This window comes from Pseudobacter ginsenosidimutans (assembly GCF_007970185.1).
Classification (GTDB): domain Bacteria; phylum Bacteroidota; class Bacteroidia; order Chitinophagales; family Chitinophagaceae; genus Pseudobacter; species Pseudobacter ginsenosidimutans.
In genome coordinates this window covers 6647530-6662898 of sequence record NZ_CP042431.1, presented here as the reverse complement: position 1 = coordinate 6662898, position 15369 = coordinate 6647530, and the positions used below count along the sequence as shown (strand labels likewise).

At 47.8% G+C, this 15369-nt stretch carries 15 protein-coding genes; 8 read left to right on the top strand and 7 right to left on the bottom strand.

Features of this window, described 5'->3' with window-relative positions; translation table 11 throughout:
- Positions 1-14: 14 nt before the first annotated feature.
- The 4 genes from FSB84_RS26095 to FSB84_RS26080 all read right to left on the bottom strand — a co-directional run bounded on the left by FSB84_RS26095 (position 15) and on the right by FSB84_RS26080 (position 4637).
- Positions 15-2375 carry an ABC transporter permease gene (locus tag FSB84_RS26095; protein ID WP_130540775.1) on the bottom strand — a complete coding sequence of 787 codons (2361 nt, stop codon included), beginning with the start codon at positions 2373-2375 and terminating at the stop codon, positions 15-17.
- 70 nt (positions 2376-2445) lie between these two features.
- Positions 2446-3123 (bottom strand): ABC transporter ATP-binding protein, encoded by a 678-nt coding sequence (locus tag FSB84_RS26090; RefSeq protein WP_127125706.1) that lies wholly within the window; start codon positions 3121-3123, stop codon positions 2446-2448.
- A 23-nt stretch (positions 3124-3146) separates the two neighbouring features.
- Positions 3147-3368, bottom strand: a complete 222-nt coding sequence (locus tag FSB84_RS26085) for a hypothetical protein (RefSeq protein ID WP_130540774.1) — start codon at positions 3366-3368, stop codon at positions 3147-3149.
- Positions 3369-3380: 12 nt separating this feature from the next.
- Positions 3381-4637 carry an efflux RND transporter periplasmic adaptor subunit gene (locus tag FSB84_RS26080; protein WP_130540773.1) on the bottom strand — a complete coding sequence of 419 codons (1257 nt, stop codon included), beginning with the start codon at positions 4635-4637 and terminating at the stop codon, positions 3381-3383.
- Between the two features lie 333 nt (positions 4638-4970).
- On the opposite strand from FSB84_RS26080, the gene FSB84_RS26075 reads away from it, so the two are divergent.
- Both FSB84_RS26075 and FSB84_RS26070 read left to right on the top strand, forming a co-directional pair.
- Complete coding sequence (locus FSB84_RS26075) at positions 4971-6329, top strand: sigma-54-dependent transcriptional regulator (protein WP_130540772.1); 1359 nt, start codon at positions 4971-4973, stop codon at positions 6327-6329.
- Positions 6330-6331: 2 nt separating this feature from the next.
- Positions 6332-7678: a sensor histidine kinase gene (locus tag FSB84_RS26070; protein WP_130540771.1), complete on the top strand. Its 1347-nt coding sequence runs from the start codon at positions 6332-6334 to the stop codon at positions 7676-7678.
- Here the strand turns inward: FSB84_RS26070 and FSB84_RS26065 are convergent.
- Positions 7662-8180: a hypothetical protein gene (locus tag FSB84_RS26065; protein ID WP_130540770.1), complete on the bottom strand. Its 519-nt coding sequence runs from the start codon at positions 8178-8180 to the stop codon at positions 7662-7664. The two genes, FSB84_RS26070 and FSB84_RS26065, sit on opposite strands and share 17 nt — an antisense overlap.
- 20 nt (positions 8181-8200) lie before the next feature.
- Positions 8201-8980, bottom strand: coding sequence for a (Fe-S)-binding protein (locus FSB84_RS26060; RefSeq protein ID WP_130540769.1), 780 nt, complete (start codon positions 8978-8980; stop codon positions 8201-8203).
- Between the two features lie 196 nt (positions 8981-9176).
- Between FSB84_RS26060 and FSB84_RS26055 the strand changes: the two genes are divergently transcribed.
- From FSB84_RS26055 to FSB84_RS26040, 4 genes are read left to right on the top strand one after another with little or no spacing between them, the layout of a single operon-like run.
- Positions 9177-9677, top strand: coding sequence for a DinB family protein (locus FSB84_RS26055; RefSeq protein WP_130540768.1), 501 nt, complete (start codon positions 9177-9179; stop codon positions 9675-9677).
- Positions 9665-10393 carry an NRDE family protein gene (locus FSB84_RS26050; RefSeq protein WP_130540767.1) on the top strand — a complete coding sequence of 243 codons (729 nt, stop codon included), beginning with the start codon at positions 9665-9667 and terminating at the stop codon, positions 10391-10393. Before FSB84_RS26055 ends, FSB84_RS26050 begins: the two co-directional genes overlap by 13 nt.
- Positions 10393-11457 carry an ATP-grasp domain-containing protein gene (locus FSB84_RS26045; RefSeq protein WP_130540766.1) on the top strand — a complete coding sequence of 355 codons (1065 nt, stop codon included), beginning with the start codon at positions 10393-10395 and terminating at the stop codon, positions 11455-11457. The genes FSB84_RS26050 and FSB84_RS26045 overlap by 1 nt, the downstream gene beginning before the upstream one ends.
- 40 nt (positions 11458-11497) lie before the next feature.
- On the top strand, positions 11498-12160 hold the full coding sequence (locus tag FSB84_RS26040; protein ID WP_130540765.1) for a LysE family translocator: 663 nt from the start codon (positions 11498-11500) through the stop codon (positions 12158-12160).
- A 99-nt stretch (positions 12161-12259) separates the two neighbouring features.
- Here the strand turns inward: FSB84_RS26040 and FSB84_RS26035 are convergent, their stop codons facing one another.
- Positions 12260-13576: a (Fe-S)-binding protein gene (locus FSB84_RS26035; RefSeq protein WP_130540764.1), complete on the bottom strand. Its 1317-nt coding sequence runs from the start codon at positions 13574-13576 to the stop codon at positions 12260-12262.
- A 67-nt stretch (positions 13577-13643) separates the two neighbouring features.
- Here FSB84_RS26035 and FSB84_RS26030 point away from each other — a divergent pair, with 67 nt between their 5' ends.
- Together FSB84_RS26030 and FSB84_RS26025 are read left to right on the top strand one after the other, a co-directional pair.
- Positions 13644-14138 carry a phosphoribosyltransferase family protein gene (locus FSB84_RS26030; RefSeq protein ID WP_130540763.1) on the top strand — a complete coding sequence of 165 codons (495 nt, stop codon included), beginning with the start codon at positions 13644-13646 and terminating at the stop codon, positions 14136-14138.
- 64 nt (positions 14139-14202) lie between these two features.
- Positions 14203-15351 carry a PDDEXK nuclease domain-containing protein gene (locus tag FSB84_RS26025; RefSeq protein WP_130540762.1) on the top strand — a complete coding sequence of 383 codons (1149 nt, stop codon included), beginning with the start codon at positions 14203-14205 and terminating at the stop codon, positions 15349-15351.
- Positions 15352-15369 lie beyond the last annotated feature (18 nt).

Below are 15369 nucleotides of genomic sequence, written 5' to 3'. Positions count from 1 at the left end.
GATTTGAAATGATCCTATTCGGTTTTCAGGCTTTTCACAGGGTTGGTGAGCGCGGCCCTGATGGCCTGCGAGCTCACGGTGATCAATGCGATCAGGATGGCGATGGCCCCTGCTAACAGGAATACCCATACGCCAATTCCGGTGCGGTAGGCAAAATTCTGTAACCAGTAGTTCATCGCATACCAGGCAAGCGGTGAGGCGATGATCACGGCAATGGCTACCAGTTTCACGAAATCCTTCGCCAGCATACCGGTTACGCCGGCCACGGAGGCGCCCAACACTTTACGGATGCCGATCTCCCTGGTCTTTACCTGCGTGGTGTAAGTGGCCAGGCCAAACAGGCCCAGGCAGGAAATGAGGATCGCGATCACGGCAAAAATGTTGAAGAGCAGACCGGTGCGCTGATCGGCACGGTACAGCTTGTCGAATGATTCATCCAGGAATTTATATTCGAATGGCCAGTCGCCATTGTATCTTTTGAATGCTGCTTCTGTGGCGGCAATGGCTTTGGAAGCATCTTTTGCATTGGTGCGCACATACATGAGACTGGGAGGGGTAGCAGTAATATAGAAAACAGCGGGCTCGATCTCCCGCTTCAATGAGGTGTAATGAAAATCCTTTACCACACCAATGATAGTGGCTTTTGTTTGCCAGAGGGTGAAAGATTTTCCGATGGGGTCCTGGATGCCTGCATTGCGCACAGCGGTTTCATTCAGCACCAGTCCCAGTGTATCAGAAGGCAGGCCGGTAAAGCCCTTGCCCTGCACCAGTTGCATCTTCATTACGGGGAAAAAGTTCTTGTCCACTTCAACAGGATGCACCAGGAAATCCTTGTCGGCGGGCTTGCCGTCCCAGTCGGTATCGCTGGTAGTGCTGCCGAAATTGGCGAGACTGGCATTGGCGGCTGCAACTTCAACTATACCTGGCTGTTGCAGCAGCGCAGACCTCACGGCTTCGTAATGTTTTTCCACTTCATTCATTCGGAAAAAGAAGACATGTGATTTATCGTATCCCAATTCTTTGCTGCGGAGGAAATTCAGTTGTTTACCGATAATGAGGGTGCTGATGATGAGCATCACGGCAAAAGAGAATTGCGTAACCACCAGTGTTTTTCTGAAGGCTGAATTTCCGATGCCATTGCTGATCTTTCCTTTCAGTGCCAGGATGGGTTTGAAGGAGGAAAGCAGGAGGGCCGGGTAGATGCTGGCTGCCACCAGTGTTCCGGCGATGGTGATGCCGATGGTGGAGAGCACGCTTGTATTCATCAATTCAAATTCATTGCTCTTCCCTGAGATAGTATTGTAGAGCGGCATCAATATTTTGATGAGCGCGATAGCCAGCACAGTGGCTATCAGAAAAAGTATCAGGGTTTCTGCAATGAACTGGAAGAAGAGCTGGATCTTACCTGCTCCTACTATCTTTCTCACACTCACTTCACGGGCGCGCAGCATGGCCCGGGCGGTACTCAGGTTCACATAATTGATGCAGGCGATCAGTAACAGCAAAATGGCTACACCCATGAAGATGTTCACCATCTGCGCATTGCCTGATCTGCCATCCAGTCCGTGCAGGTGAATGCTGCTGATGGGACGGAGATGATAAACGGAAGTGCCGAATTTATTATGTTCCTTGTGCAGACTGTTGAGCTTTTTTTCGATACCGGCAATGGAAGTACCGGGCTCAACCTGCAGGAAGGTTTCGTAGTTGTAATCGCCCCAGTTCTCGTTGAAGGATTTCCAGTAATCGTTGGCGGTGAATGATTGTTCCAGGATGCTTAGTGGAAAGAGCATATCTGCCCGGATGGTGGAATTGGAAGGGAAATCTTCCAGGATGCCGCGAACGGTGAAAGGCGTTTTGTTATCGGCGCTGATGGTTTTGCCGATGGGATTGTCTGTTCCGAAAATGGCTTTGGCGGTTGATTCGGTAATCAGCACTGAGCTGTTATCGGGGAATGGTTGTTGGAGATTTCCTTCTTTGAGACGGAAGCTGAAGAGGGTAAAGAATCCCGGGTCCGTATAAACGCTTTTGAGGCTTCTGAATTTATTGTTGTTGTATGCGTAGAAACTATGCCTGTAATTATCTGCGATCCTCACGGCGTTCTTTACACCGGGAACTACCTGCTGGCTATAAGTGGCAATGGGAGCGGGAACATGGGCCCAGGTTTGTTTCGCTTCTCCGGAACCAACATCGGGGATCACGCGGAAGATCTGTTCCTGATTGGAATGAAAGCGGTCATAGCTTCTTTCATCGTTCACCCAGAGAAGGATGATGAGTCCTACGGCCAGTCCAATGGCCAGCCCGGCGATATTGATGCTGGTGTAGAACCTGTTCTTCCAGAGATTGCGCCAGGCGGTTTTAAAGTAGTTTCTCAGCATGGTGGTCCGTTTGATTTGTTCAGGGCTAAAAAATCATGGCTATACGGGTATGATCAGATCCCGTTACTGATCATACCATGATGTTCTCGGTAACGGCCTGTCCGTCCAGCATGCGGATGATGCGGTGACTGAAGCGGCTGTCGTGCTCCGAGTGTGTTACCATCACGATGGTTGTGCCTTGTTCGTTCAGGTCTGTGAGCAGTGTCATTACTTCATTACCGTTGGATGAATCCAGGTTACCGGTAGGCTCATCCGCGAGGATCAGTTTTGGATTGTTGACAACGGCGCGGGCAACGGCCACACGTTGTTGCTGACCACCGGACAATTGTTGCGGGTAGTGTTTGCGGCGGTGCATGATCTGCATTTTGTCAAGCACTTCGTCCACACGTTTCTTGCGGTCTGCAGATTTTACGCCGGTATAGATGAGGGGCAGTTCCACATTTTCGTATACGGTGAGTTCATCGATGAGGTTGAAGCTCTGGAATACGAATCCGATATTGTGTTTGCGGAGATCAGCCCTTTTCCTTTCATTGAAATGCGCCACCTCGATGCCGTTGAAGAGGAAGCTGCCTGCATCGGGATCGTCAAGCAGTCCCAGGATATTCAGCAAGGTTGATTTACCACAACCGGAAGGGCCCATCACTGCTACAAATTCGCCTTCTTTTACTTCGAGGGTGAGTTTGTTGAGGGCAACGGTTTCCACTTCTTCAGTGCGGTAAACCTTTTCGAGATTGGTGATCTTGATCATATGATTTTGTTTGTATAAACGGTTTAGTGAATACCAAGGTTACAGGATGGCATTAGGTTCATCAATGGCTCTATCAGGTTCATGTCTTCTTTTTCTGTTTCTTCTTCCATTTCAGGCCGGATGATGAAGGTTGCCCTGGCAGTCTGCTGCCCGTCGCATACAACTCCTGTGGTGTTGGGCCATGCAAACAGCACGCAGCCAATAACGAGCAGGGAGGTATAGATGATCCTGTTTTGAATTTTCATAACAAGTGGCTTTTATTCTTTTTTCAATATCAGTTCCTGCATTTTGTCGTAGTTCTCATAGCTGCTCGTGATCACTTTGTCGCCGGGCTTCAGTCCTTTCAGCACTTCATAGTAATCGGGATTCTGGCGGCCGAGCTGGATGTCTACCTTGTAGGCAGTTTTGCCATCATCGCTCAGTTTGAAAATGGAATTGCCGCCGGTCTGCTGATAGAAACCACCTTTTGCCAACAGCAGCGCTTCTGTTTCATCGCTGAGTGCGAGACGGATCTGGAGTGTTTGTCCGCGGCGGATGCCTTGTGGCTTTTCGCCTTCGAATTCCATATCCACCTGGAAGCGGCCATTGGTGACCTGTGTGAATACTTTAATGATCTTCAGCTTGTAGGTCTTGTTGGCGAAAGTGAATTCACCGCTGAGACCGTTGTAGATGCGGGAGATATAATGTTCATCGATATCTGCGCGTACCTTGAAACCGCTGAGCACATCTATCTGGCCGAGTCTTTCTCCCTTGTTCTTGTTCTGGCCGATCTCTGCTTCAAGCGAAGTGAGCTGGCCGTCTACCGGTGCACGTACGATCAGGTCACCCACTTTCTTACGGGTAAGATCGAGTGTGGCTTTGGAGCGCTGGTAGAGCTCGCGGGCCTGTTCAACGCTTTGTCGCGTGGTAACACTGTCCTGGCGCATGATCTCATCCGTTAGTTTCTTCTTCTGCACCTGGTAGATATAATTGTTTTCAGATTTCTTGAATTCCTGTGAACCGATCACTTTCTCTGCAAAGAGTTTTTTGTTGAGGCTGTACTCGCGCTCAGCTTCTTTCAGTGTGTTCTCCACATCGGTGAGCTGGTTGAGCTTGGTAACGGTATTCTGTTGAGCGGCGTTGTTGGCGATCTGCATTTGTGTGAGCAGGTTGTACACGGAGGTTTCCTGGTTCACGAGGCTGAGGGCCAGATCTGTATTGGAGAGACGGAGGATCGGTTGGCCTTTTACCATCACGGCGCCATCTTCCACGAATTTCTCTTCCACACGGCCGCCTTCGAGGGCATCCAGGTAAATGGTGGTGATGGGCAGCACCACGCCGTTCACAGGAATGAATTCCTGGAATGTGCCTTTACGGACCTCACTGATGGTGATCCTTTCCATGTTCACGTTCAGACGGCTCTTGCCGGAAGTGAAATAATAACTGGCAGTGATGAGGATAAGGATAGCTGCGATGCCCAGGATGGTCAGCAGCTTTTTGGTGGTCCATTTCTTTTTGGCAATAACTCGATCCACGGTATGAAAGTTTTAGATTGTTACTGTTTGAAAAAAGCCGCCCGGAGGTTCCGGCCGGGCGACCCTGAGTACTTAAAAAAACAACTTAGAGAAAAAAACAACTGCATCTCCTTAATCACAACGCTGTGCCAGTTTAAAAGGGTGGTGAAAACCAGTTAGTTAGTGCCTGAGTTCAGGGAACCATGTACAGTAGTGTTACACTTTGTGTCCGCTTTTGATACAGTGGGTGAACAGTGCCTTTCTGTTATAAAAAATTGTTTGCCATGGCTTTGTATTTATGGTATAATTGTAGTTGGGTTTTGTTGCATAAAACAGAATATTTATTTTTTTACCATGTCGCTGAAGAATGCCTCGATACTAGTAATAGATGACGACCAGGATGTTTTAACCGCTGTAAGATTGCTGCTGAAAACGGAAGCCAAAGAAGTGGTCACTGAAAAGAACCCCGAAAATATCCGCAATATCTTATCGAAACAGTCTTTTGATGTGATATTGCTGGATATGAACTTCAACAGCTCCATCAATACCGGCAATGAAGGCATATACTGGCTGGGAAAGATCAAAGAATTCAAATCCGAGGCGGCTGTGATCATGATCACCGCTTATGGCGATATCGATCTGGCAGTGCGGTCACTCAAAGAAGGCGCTGCTGACTTTGTAGTGAAGCCCTGGCATAACGAAAAGCTCCTCATTACCATCCGCGAAGCCCTCAAGAGAAAGGGAAAAGCTGCTACCACGCCCAGTTTCAGAACAGACTCCGTTGTGGGTTCTGAACTATTGGGAGAATCGGAAGTGATGCAGGATATTTTTTATAAGATCGAAAAGATAGCACCTACCGATGCGAATATCCTGATCCTGGGAGAGAACGGAACAGGGAAGGACCTTATCGCGAAAGCCATCCATCAGCAGTCATTGCGCTCAGACAAAGTGTATGTGAAAGTGGATGTAGGTGCGCTCACGGAAAGCCTCTTCGAAAGTGAACTGTTCGGTCATAAGAAAGGTGCGTTTACGGATGCGCGTGAGGACAGGGTTGGAAGATTTGAAGCAGCTACCGGGGGCACTTTGTTTTTGGATGAGATCGGTAATATCGGGCTGCACCAACAGGCCAAACTGTTGAGTGTTTTACAGAACAGGCAGGTGGTGAAACTGGGCACCAATACGCCGGTGGATATCAATATCCGCCTGATCTGCGCCACCAATATGCCACTGACAGAGCTCGCCAATGAAAGCCGTTTCCGGAAGGACCTGATCTATCGTATCAATACAGTAGAGATCATCGTACCGCCATTGCGTAAGCGCGGCAATGATATCATTCTCCTGGCCAAACATTTCAGCAGGATCTATAGTAACAAGTATCTGAAACCCGTTCTGGAATTCGATTCCAAAGCAATGGACAAATTACTGAGCTATCATTATCCAGGTAATATAAGGGAACTGCAATACACCATCGAAAGGGCCGTGATCATGGCTGATGGGAATGTGCTGCAGGCACAGGACCTCATCTTTTCACCCATCGAATCTTCTCCCGCTGCATCGCAGGATGAGCCCGATGAGCTCAAGCTGAGCGCAGTGGAAAAGAATACCATCCTGCGTGTGATAGAAAAACATAATGGCAATATCACCAAGGCCGCAAAAGAACTGGGACTGACGCGCACTGCATTGTATCGCCGCCTGAGCAAATACGATATCTGACAATGAGCTTTTTCAACAAAACGGAATGGAGGGTACTTTACCGCGTGCTGGCATTGTTCGTGACCATCACCATCACCTGTTTGATCATTCTCAAGGGATGGTATGTTTACCTGGTGCTGGCCTTGCCTGTGATCATTGCACAGTTGGTGGACTTCTACAAACTACAGCGCAAAGCACATGACGAGCTCGGACAGTTCGTGGAGTCCGTTCATTACCGCGACTTCTCCCGTTATTTCGATGTGAAGCATGCTCCTGTTGACTTACAACCATTGCGAAAAGGTTTCAATGAGATCAACACTACCATCAAGGATATTAGTCGTGAACGCGAAACGCAGTACCAGTATCTTCAAAAAATACTGGAGCTGATCGATACAGGTATTCTCATGTATCGTGAAGATGATGGCACTGTTGTGTGGATGAATGAAGCGCTGAAGAATATGCTGCAGCTGCCTTATCTCAAAACCATTCATAGTCTGAATCGAAGGGATGCTGATCTGTATTTACAGGTGACGGCGCTCAAGCCCGGCGAGAGCAAGATCGGGACGGCGCACCTGGAGAAATCCCCGTTCAAGGTATTGCTGTCTGCCACTGCATTCCAGACCGATGGCGCCAAATACAAGCTCATCGCATTTCAGAATGTGAACGAGGCTTTGGATGAAACCGAATCGAAAGCCTGGCAGAAACTGCTCAGTGTGATGACACATGAGATCATGAATTCCATCGCCCCCATTTCTTCACTGGCGGCCACTTTGAAGAACAGGCTGCATGAATCCGCCAGGGAGATCGGCAATGGATCCGGTGTGCTGGAAGACCTGGAGCTCGGCATCGATACCATCAAGAGAAGGAGTGAGGGATTGTTGAAATTTGCAGAGACCTATCGTAACCTCAATAAAATTACCGCACCGAACCTGCGCAAAGTATATGTACGTGATATGTTCGAGAACCTGCATCATCTGATGCAGCCTACCTTACAGGCGAAGAAGATTGAAGTGGAAGTGATCCTCAAAGATCCCGACCTGATGCTGGATGCAGACACTAACCTGGTGGAACAGGTGCTGATCAACCTGGTGGTGAATGCAATGGAGGCCGTGAAAGATCAGCCCGAACCGCATATTATTTTATCGGCTTATCTCGCTTCCAATCGCAGGACCGTGATCCGTGTTTCGGATAATGGTACAGGTATGAGCGAAGAAGTGCTGGAAAAGATCTTTATTCCATTTTTCAGCACCAAAAAAAGTGGAAGTGGTATTGGGTTGAGTTTGTGCAAACAGATCATGATGCTGCACCGCGGACATATTACGGTGCAGAGTGTGGAAGGAGAGGGGACTGCGTTTATCCTTCAGTTTTAGCAGGCAGCACGCGCTTACCGAGCCAGCTCTCTTTCAACGGCAACATCCAATTATTCTCCAGTTCTTCCTTCGTTTGCACAACATTGTTGAAGAAGATGGTATTCTCATCTATAAACTTATTCTCCAGTGCATATTTTACCTGTGATTGAGGTAACAACTGCACTTTATCTTTAATGACAAACGCCAGGTTGAGCCTGTCGAACATATGCACTTTGAAAATCCCTTCGATATCCTTTATGAGCCGGACTGAGCTGTCTGTACTGCAGCCACTCACCCCGGTAGCGCTTTCATCGGCCATCAATATGATAAACTGACCGAAGAACAGGGTTCCGAATCCTTTCACGGGGGTGCCATGGGATTTCCAGTTGGCGGCAAAATGATTGAGGAGGTCTTCCAGTTGCAAAGCTTCACCCATGGTAAAGAGCCTGCTGCTCTGGTATACCCACACTCTTGAATCCGGAGCAAAATCTTCCGGCAGTAATTCTTTGAAATTCCAGTTCATGGGAGCAAAGATACGAAATGCTATTCCATGGATTGCGCTACCAGTTCAGCAACGTCCAGCACCTGAACATCATTCTCTTTTTCCTTGTTCTTGACGCCATCGGTGAGCATGGTATTGCAGAAGGGGCAGGCGGCTGCGATAATGGTTGACCCTGTTTCCAGGGCTTCGTTGGCACGTTCGAAGTTGATGCGTTCTGTGCCTTTTTCCTCTTCCTTGAACATCTGGGCGCCACCTGCTCCGCAGCAAAGGCCTTTGGAGCGGCAACGTTTCATTTCCACCAGCTCTGCGTCCAGGGTTTCCAGCACTTTGCGGGGCGCTTCGTAGATATCGTTGGCGCGGCCGAGATAGCAGCTGTCGTGAAAAGTAATGCGTTTGCCTTTGAAGGCGCCGCCTTCTTTGAGACGGATCTTACCCTCATCTATCAGTTGCTGAAGGAGGGTGGTATGATGGATCACTTCGTAGGTACCGCCGAGGACGGGGTACTCATTTTTGAAGATATTGAAGCAGTGGGGACAGGTAGTGACAATTTTCTTAATGCCGTAACCATTCAGGATCTGGATGTTCTGGTAAGCCATCATCTGGAACATGAATTCATTTCCGGCTCTTCGGGCGGGGTCGCCCGTACACAATTCTTCTTTTCCAAGGATCGCGAAACTGATACCGGCCTTGTGCAGAATAGTGGCAAATGCTTTGGTGATCTTCTGTGCGCGCTGGTCAAAACTACCTGAACACCCTACCCAGAAAAGGATCTCCGGGTTCTGGCCATTTGCCATCATTTCGGCCATGCTTGGTACATGCATTCAAAAAAATTTTTGTAAATCTACAGCAAAAGTTCAAAAGCCGGTACATATTGCATAACATTGAGGCACAAATCAAAAGCTGGCACGTTATTTATAGATTGTAGCTAAAGGCTACAACCCCTGTCCTCCGGAAAACCGCCCGAACCCTCATGCCCGAGTTGTAGCAAAATAAACGCTAATACAAACTATCGAACCGATGCAATTACAACAGGCTGTCAACAACATTTTTGTTCAGCTTGCCGGGACGTTGGAGCAATTGTCCGGGCAAGAGTATGTTCAGCCCTGCAAAACACTCTCTGATCATACCATTGGTCAGCATGTAAGGCATATCATCGAACTGTTTCAATGCCTGGAGCAGGGTTATGAAAGCGGAACCGTGAACTATGAAAAACGAAAAAGGGACCTCCTGATCGAAACCGATAAAGAGCTGGCCGGTTCCCTCCTGCAATCCATCCACCAAAACCTGGCAAGGGCCGACAGGATGCTGGTACTGGAAGCAGCCTACGACGAGCATTCAGATATCCCTGTTCAGATCGGCACCAATTATTATCGCGAAGTGGCCTACAATCTGGAGCATACCATTCACCATATGGCATTGATCAGGATCGGCATCAAAGAAGTAGCGGATATTGTACTGCCGGAGAATTTCGGGGTGGCATCATCCACAGTTAAGCATAAGCAACAATGTGCACAGTAACTTTTGTACCTACAGGCAATCGCCTGTACATTACCTCTAACAGAGACGAAAAGAACTGGCGGCCGTCCGCTGCGGCTCCCGCCATCACTGAATTCCCATCAGGACATATTCTCTTTCCAAAAGACCCGCATGCCGGTGGCACCTGGATCGCCGCCCACGAGAATGGCAATGCACTCGTTTTTCTTAATGGCGGCTTTGTGGCGCATTCACCACAACCTCCCTACAGGAAGAGCAGGGGCCTTATATTGCTCGATCTGCTCGATAGCAGTTCTCCCATCAATAGTTTCATGGCCATCAACCTGAATAATATCGAGCCCTTTACAGCCGTGCTCTGGGAAGAAAGACTACTCTTCGAATGCAGGTGGGACGGCAAGCGCAAATACCAGCGGGATCTGAATGGCGAAAAGCCCTATATCTGGAGTTCTGTTACTCTCTACGATGAAACAGTGATCAATAAGCGCAAATCCTGGTTTGATGAATGGTTGAAACGAAACGGGCAACCCGATGGGGAAGCCATCATGCATTTCCACCAGTTCACCGGCGATGGCGATCAGCACAACGATCTCCTCATGAACCGCGGCGGCAAAGTTGGCACCGTCAGCGTAACACAACTGCAACTCAGTTCATCCGATACACTGATGCAGTACCTTGACCTGCAAAGCAGTGAAACTGTATCCGTATCTTTATCACTGGAAAAAATAATGGCAGGCAGATAATGAATTCCTTTCAAAGGTTCTTCCATCAACCATTTTTCATCCGGCTGTTCAACTGGGAGTACTGGAGCTTTGGCGCCGTATATGCCTGCATCTATCCCGTATGGTTCCTGCTTTGTTTACGCGCCCGTTCTTTTTTCTTTTTTGCAGCCGCCAATCCACGCATCCGCAATGGAGGTTTTTTGAACGAATCGAAGGAAGAGATCGTTCCGATGATCCCGGAAGAATGGCATCCGCGCACAGCATTTTTTGCCCTGCCCTGTAATGCCGATCATGTGCTTGCCGAGCTGCAGCGTAAAGGATTATCCTATCCGCTTATGGGCAAACCCAATGTAGGCGGCCGTGGACGTGGTGTGAAAGTGCTTGGTTCGGACGATGACGTACGCGCCTATGCGCAAACGGCCTTTCTCGATTTCCATATACAGGAATATGTACCTTACAAGAATGAAGTGGGGATCTTTTATTGCCGCTATCCGGACCAGGATCGTGGAAGCATCACCGGTATCGTGGAGAAAGAATTCATGAGCGTTACCGGCGACGGTGTTCACAGTATGCGTGAATTGTTACTGAAGAACAAGCGCGCGCTGATGTATATGGAGAGTTATGAAACCATTCATGGCGAATTTTTGGATACTGTGCTAAGCAAAGGGGAGAAGCATGTGATCTCGCCATTCGGCAATCATGCGCGTGGCGCGTTGTTCCTGGATGTGAGCCATCGCACGGATGAAATGCTTACGGAAACTATCGATGCACTTTGCAGGCAGATCCCTGATTTTTATTATGGACGCCTGGATGTTCGGTACCAGAGCTGGGAAGAGCTCAAAGCCGGAAAGCATTTTGCTATTATCGAAGTGAATGGCGCCGGCTCTGAGCCTACACATATCTATGATCCGAAACATTCCCTTTTCTTTGCATGGAAGGAGATCGTGCGGCACTGGATCATATTGAATCGTATCAGTCGCCAGAACAGGAGGAAGGGGCATCCGTATTTATCGCTTCGCGAAGGGATCGAAATGTTCAGGGAGAACAAAGCGCTTTCCGAAAAGCTGGACGCGATGACGGATTAGAAGCGGCACATCTTTTTTCAAATCATCTTATTAATCCTGCATGCAGTTACTTCGCATTTTTTGTGTTGGACTTGGCATCAGTTTCCTGGGCACATTACCGCTGGGAACGCTGAATGTGGCAGCCATGCAGATAGCAGTAACAGATGGGATACGCCCCGCGCTTGGGTTTTCGCTGGGCGCCCTGCTGGTGGAGATCTGTTATGTGAGATTATCGCTGGTGGCGATGGATTGGGTAAGGAAACAGGAAAAACTTTTTCGCTGGCTGAACTGGATCACGCTGGTGATCATCGTGGCGCTGGCAGTTTCTTCTTTTATTGCAGCAGCGCACCCTTCCGGCGAAGGCAAGAATGTGATATTGAGTAATACAATGCCGAGATTCTTTTTAGGGATCACGATGAGCGCGATCAATCCGGTACAGATCCCATTCTGGTTTGGTTGGAGTACGGTGTTGTTTGCGAAGAATATTTTGTTGCCGAAAGCATCGCATTACAATGCATATATTTCGGGAATCGGATTTGGCACTTTTCTGGGTAATGCTGTTTTTATTTTTGGTGGAAGGATGATAGTAAATACCCTGAATGGAAATCAGAATGTGCTGAATTATGTAATAGGGGGAGTGTTTGCGGTTACGGCGATTGTTCAGGGGTATAGGATGATGAGGAAGAAAACTACAAGTGAAACCCGGAATGAAACTCTCTTTTAATACCTTTTCCATGCCTCCTGCATACCTTTGACAGCAAACTTTAGATATTCCTCGGATACAGTCCTGCAAAAAAATGGGTCCAGTCGGGCTGGAATCTAACTACACCGTCTCTGTCCATTTATCCCGGTCTTCGGGGCTCATCTTCCAGGGAGCGAAATTGTTCTCGATATTGCTGAACATGGTGTTCCATTCCTGTGGCGCATTGCTTTCGTCCATGATCAGGTAACGGCGAAGTTGCAATATGATCTCCAGCGGACTGATGCTTACCGGACATTCCTGTACACAGGCATTGCAGGTAGTGCAGGCTCGGAGTTCTTCAGTAGAAATATAATCGTGAAGGAGTGATTTGCCATCGTCTGTGAAGCTGCCATTCTTATCGATATTCTTTCCTACTTCTTCGGCACGGTCGCGGGTATCCATCATGATCTTGCGTGGTGAAAGAGCTTTACCGGTCTGTGTGGCAGGACAAGCTGCCGAACAGCGGCCGCACTCCGTGCAGCTGTAAGCATCCAGGAGGTTGCGCCAGCTGAGGTCCATCACATCTTTCGCACCGAATTTATCAGGAGCAACGGCATTGGCAGGAGCCAGTTCCGGTTGCATGGCATAAAGAACTTCGTTCTGGATGCTCTGCATGTTCTCCATTTTGCCTTTGGGCTCCAGTCTTGCGTAATAGGCATTGGGGAAGGCGAGGATAATATGCAGGTGTTTCGAGTAGGGCAGGTAGTTCAGGAATGCCAGCACGCCGAGGATATGCAGCCACCAGGTGGATCTTTCGAGTGCAAGAAGACCTTCGTTACTCATCCCATTCAACAGTGGATGCATCCACTGACTGATCACGAAATTACCAGTGGGGTGCTCGGCAAAATGGCTGTATCCACGTTGTTGCAGCAGCGTATCGGATGCATTGAGGGTGAGGAAAAGCGCCATGAGCACGATCTCTGTAATAAGGATGTAGTTGGCATCGCTGCGCGGCCATCCGTCCAGGTCGTGGCTGATGAATCTTTTCAGTTTGATGATATTGCGTCGGATGAGGAACACGGCACAGGCGAGCAGTACGCCAAAGGCCAGGATCTCAAATGCATCGATCAGGAAATTATAGAAACCACCCAGCATGGGAGCAAAGAGACGGTGGGTACCGAGGACGCCATCGAGCATGATCTCGAGCATCTCGGCATTGATGATCACAAACCCGGCATATACCACAAAGTGCAGGACGGCCACCAGGGGATTGCGGAACATCTTTTTTTGTCCAAATGCCAGTAATAGTGTGTTGCGCCAGCGTGCGGAAGGATTATCGGAGTAATCTTCATCTTTTCCCAATAGGATATTACGGCGGATCTTGCTGATATTTTTTGCAAATAACCAGATGGCAAAACCGGCGGCTATTACAAAAACTATTTGCTGGATAATAGACATGAAAACAAGTGTTATGCCCGCTAAGATACAAGTTTTCAGTTTTTTATTAGATTTGAAAAAAAATCAGATGGAAAGGAACTATATACTGGACCAGGAAACGGCTAAAAAGAAACTCCAACGCATGGCCTATGAGATCGTGGAGAACAACCTCGACGCCAACAGGATCATCCTGGCTGGTATCCGCGAGAACGGCAGTGTGATTGCCACCATCATGCAGCAATTGCTGCAGCAGATCCATACCGCTACTATCGACCTCATCCATATCTCTCTCGATAAAAGAAATCCCGGGGAAGTTGTTCTAAGTGAAACCCCCGACTTCAATAAACAGGTGATCATTCTGATCGATGATGTGGCCAACTCCGGCCGCACTATGCTATATGCCATGAAGCCTTTTCTGGCATCTCATCCCGCCAAAATGCAAACCCTCGCACTGGTGGACCGCACACATAAGACCTTTCCGGTAAATACGGATTATATCGGAATGAGTCTGGCAACAACATTACAGGAACATATATACGTAGAAACAGATGGAAAGAACGTGACAGGAGCGTACCTGGAGTAACTTGAATTGAACTGGCAGCAGCATTAAGACAAGACGGGAAAATTATTCACGTAAACTCACCTTTATGGAAGAGCATGCTGCGCCATTTGAATACAGGTTAATGTTGAATGAAATTAAGGCAAGGATAAAAAGCAGTCAGTCAAAAGCTGCGCTTGCTGTTAATAGATCATTGATACTTCTCTATTGGAACATTGGTAAAGTGATCTCAGAAAAGCAAGCTGAACACTCCTGGGGATCACGCATCATTGATCAGCTTTCCAAAGATTTGAAAGCTGAGTTTCCAGGCATTTCGGATTTTTCTTCACGAAACCTTTGGGATACCAGAAGGTTCTATCTTTTTTACTGCAACGAAATTCTGCGACAAGCTGTCGCAGAATTGGACTTTCCAAAAAATATAGCAGATAATGTAACTCATTATGTAGCGGAAGAATTTGAAAATCAGGATTTTGTAATTGTGCGGCAACTTCTCGCCGAAATTCCCTGGGGCCACCATCTTCTTATCCTTAATAAAGTAAGTGATCCTAAAGCAGCATTGTTTTATATCTGCCAGATCATTGAAAATAACTGGAGCCGATCAGTGCTTTCCCTTCATATCGAACAAAAATTATTCGACAGCCAGGGAAAAGCGCTTTCGAATTTCAAAGAGACCTTACCCGCACAACAGGCATTGTTAGCCCAGCAAATATTGAAAGACCCCTACAATTTCAGTTTCTTAGCACTTGAATCGCATGTTCAGGAGCTTGATCTGGAAAAACAATTAACGGAGCAGATCACCCGATTTTTATTAGAGCTTGGAAAAGGATTTGCTTTCTTAGGCAGACAATTTCCGATCAAGGTAGGAGAGAAGGAATATTTTCTCGACCTTCTTTTTTATCATATCCGCTTACGTTGTTTCATTGTGATCGAACTTAAAGTCACGGAGTTTGAGCCGGAATATGCAGGTAAAATGAACTTTTATCTTTCTGTGATCGATGATCTGTTGAAAGATGCCAGTGACCAGCCTACCATTGGTATCTTGCTATGTAAGAACAAAACATCCCTGGAAGTAGAATACGCACTTAGGGGGATCAACAAACCAATAGGTGTAAGCGAATTCACTTTAACAGAAGCTTTACCGGAGGAATTGAAATCCAGCATTCCAACAGTAGAGGAATTTGAGGAAGAGATCAATCGCATATCCGGGCATCGCTCTGATGATAAGAACCTGGCATAACATTTTTATATCCTGCTT

Excerpts from the sequence above, each read along its gene's own strand:
- FSB84_RS26095 (WP_130540775.1), bottom strand. The coding sequence starts at position 2,375 with ATGCTGAGAAACTACTTTAAAACCGCCTGGCGCAATCTCTGGAAGAAC.
- FSB84_RS26090 (WP_127125706.1), bottom strand. The coding sequence starts at position 3,123 with ATGATCAAGATCACCAATCTCGAAAAGGTTTACCGCACTGAAGAAGTG.
- FSB84_RS26085 (WP_130540774.1), bottom strand. The coding sequence starts at position 3,368 with ATGAAAATTCAAAACAGGATCATCTATACCTCCCTGCTCGTTATTGGC.
- FSB84_RS26075 (WP_130540772.1), top strand. The coding sequence starts at position 4,971 with ATGTCGCTGAAGAATGCCTCGATACTAGTAATAGATGACGACCAGGAT.
- FSB84_RS26070 (WP_130540771.1), top strand. The coding sequence starts at position 6,332 with ATGAGCTTTTTCAACAAAACGGAATGGAGGGTACTTTACCGCGTGCTG.
- FSB84_RS26065 (WP_130540770.1), bottom strand. The coding sequence starts at position 8,180 with ATGAACTGGAATTTCAAAGAATTACTGCCGGAAGATTTTGCTCCGGAT.
- FSB84_RS26060 (WP_130540769.1), bottom strand. The coding sequence starts at position 8,980 with ATGCATGTACCAAGCATGGCCGAAATGATGGCAAATGGCCAGAACCCG.
- FSB84_RS26055 (WP_130540768.1), top strand. The coding sequence starts at position 9,177 with ATGCAATTACAACAGGCTGTCAACAACATTTTTGTTCAGCTTGCCGGG.
- FSB84_RS26050 (WP_130540767.1), top strand. The coding sequence starts at position 9,665 with ATGTGCACAGTAACTTTTGTACCTACAGGCAATCGCCTGTACATTACC.
- FSB84_RS26045 (WP_130540766.1), top strand. The coding sequence starts at position 10,393 with ATGAATTCCTTTCAAAGGTTCTTCCATCAACCATTTTTCATCCGGCTG.
- FSB84_RS26040 (WP_130540765.1), top strand. The coding sequence starts at position 11,498 with ATGCAGTTACTTCGCATTTTTTGTGTTGGACTTGGCATCAGTTTCCTG.
- FSB84_RS26035 (WP_130540764.1), bottom strand. The coding sequence starts at position 13,576 with ATGTCTATTATCCAGCAAATAGTTTTTGTAATAGCCGCCGGTTTTGCC.
- FSB84_RS26030 (WP_130540763.1), top strand. The coding sequence starts at position 13,644 with ATGGAAAGGAACTATATACTGGACCAGGAAACGGCTAAAAAGAAACTC.
- FSB84_RS26025 (WP_130540762.1), top strand. The coding sequence starts at position 14,203 with ATGGAAGAGCATGCTGCGCCATTTGAATACAGGTTAATGTTGAATGAA.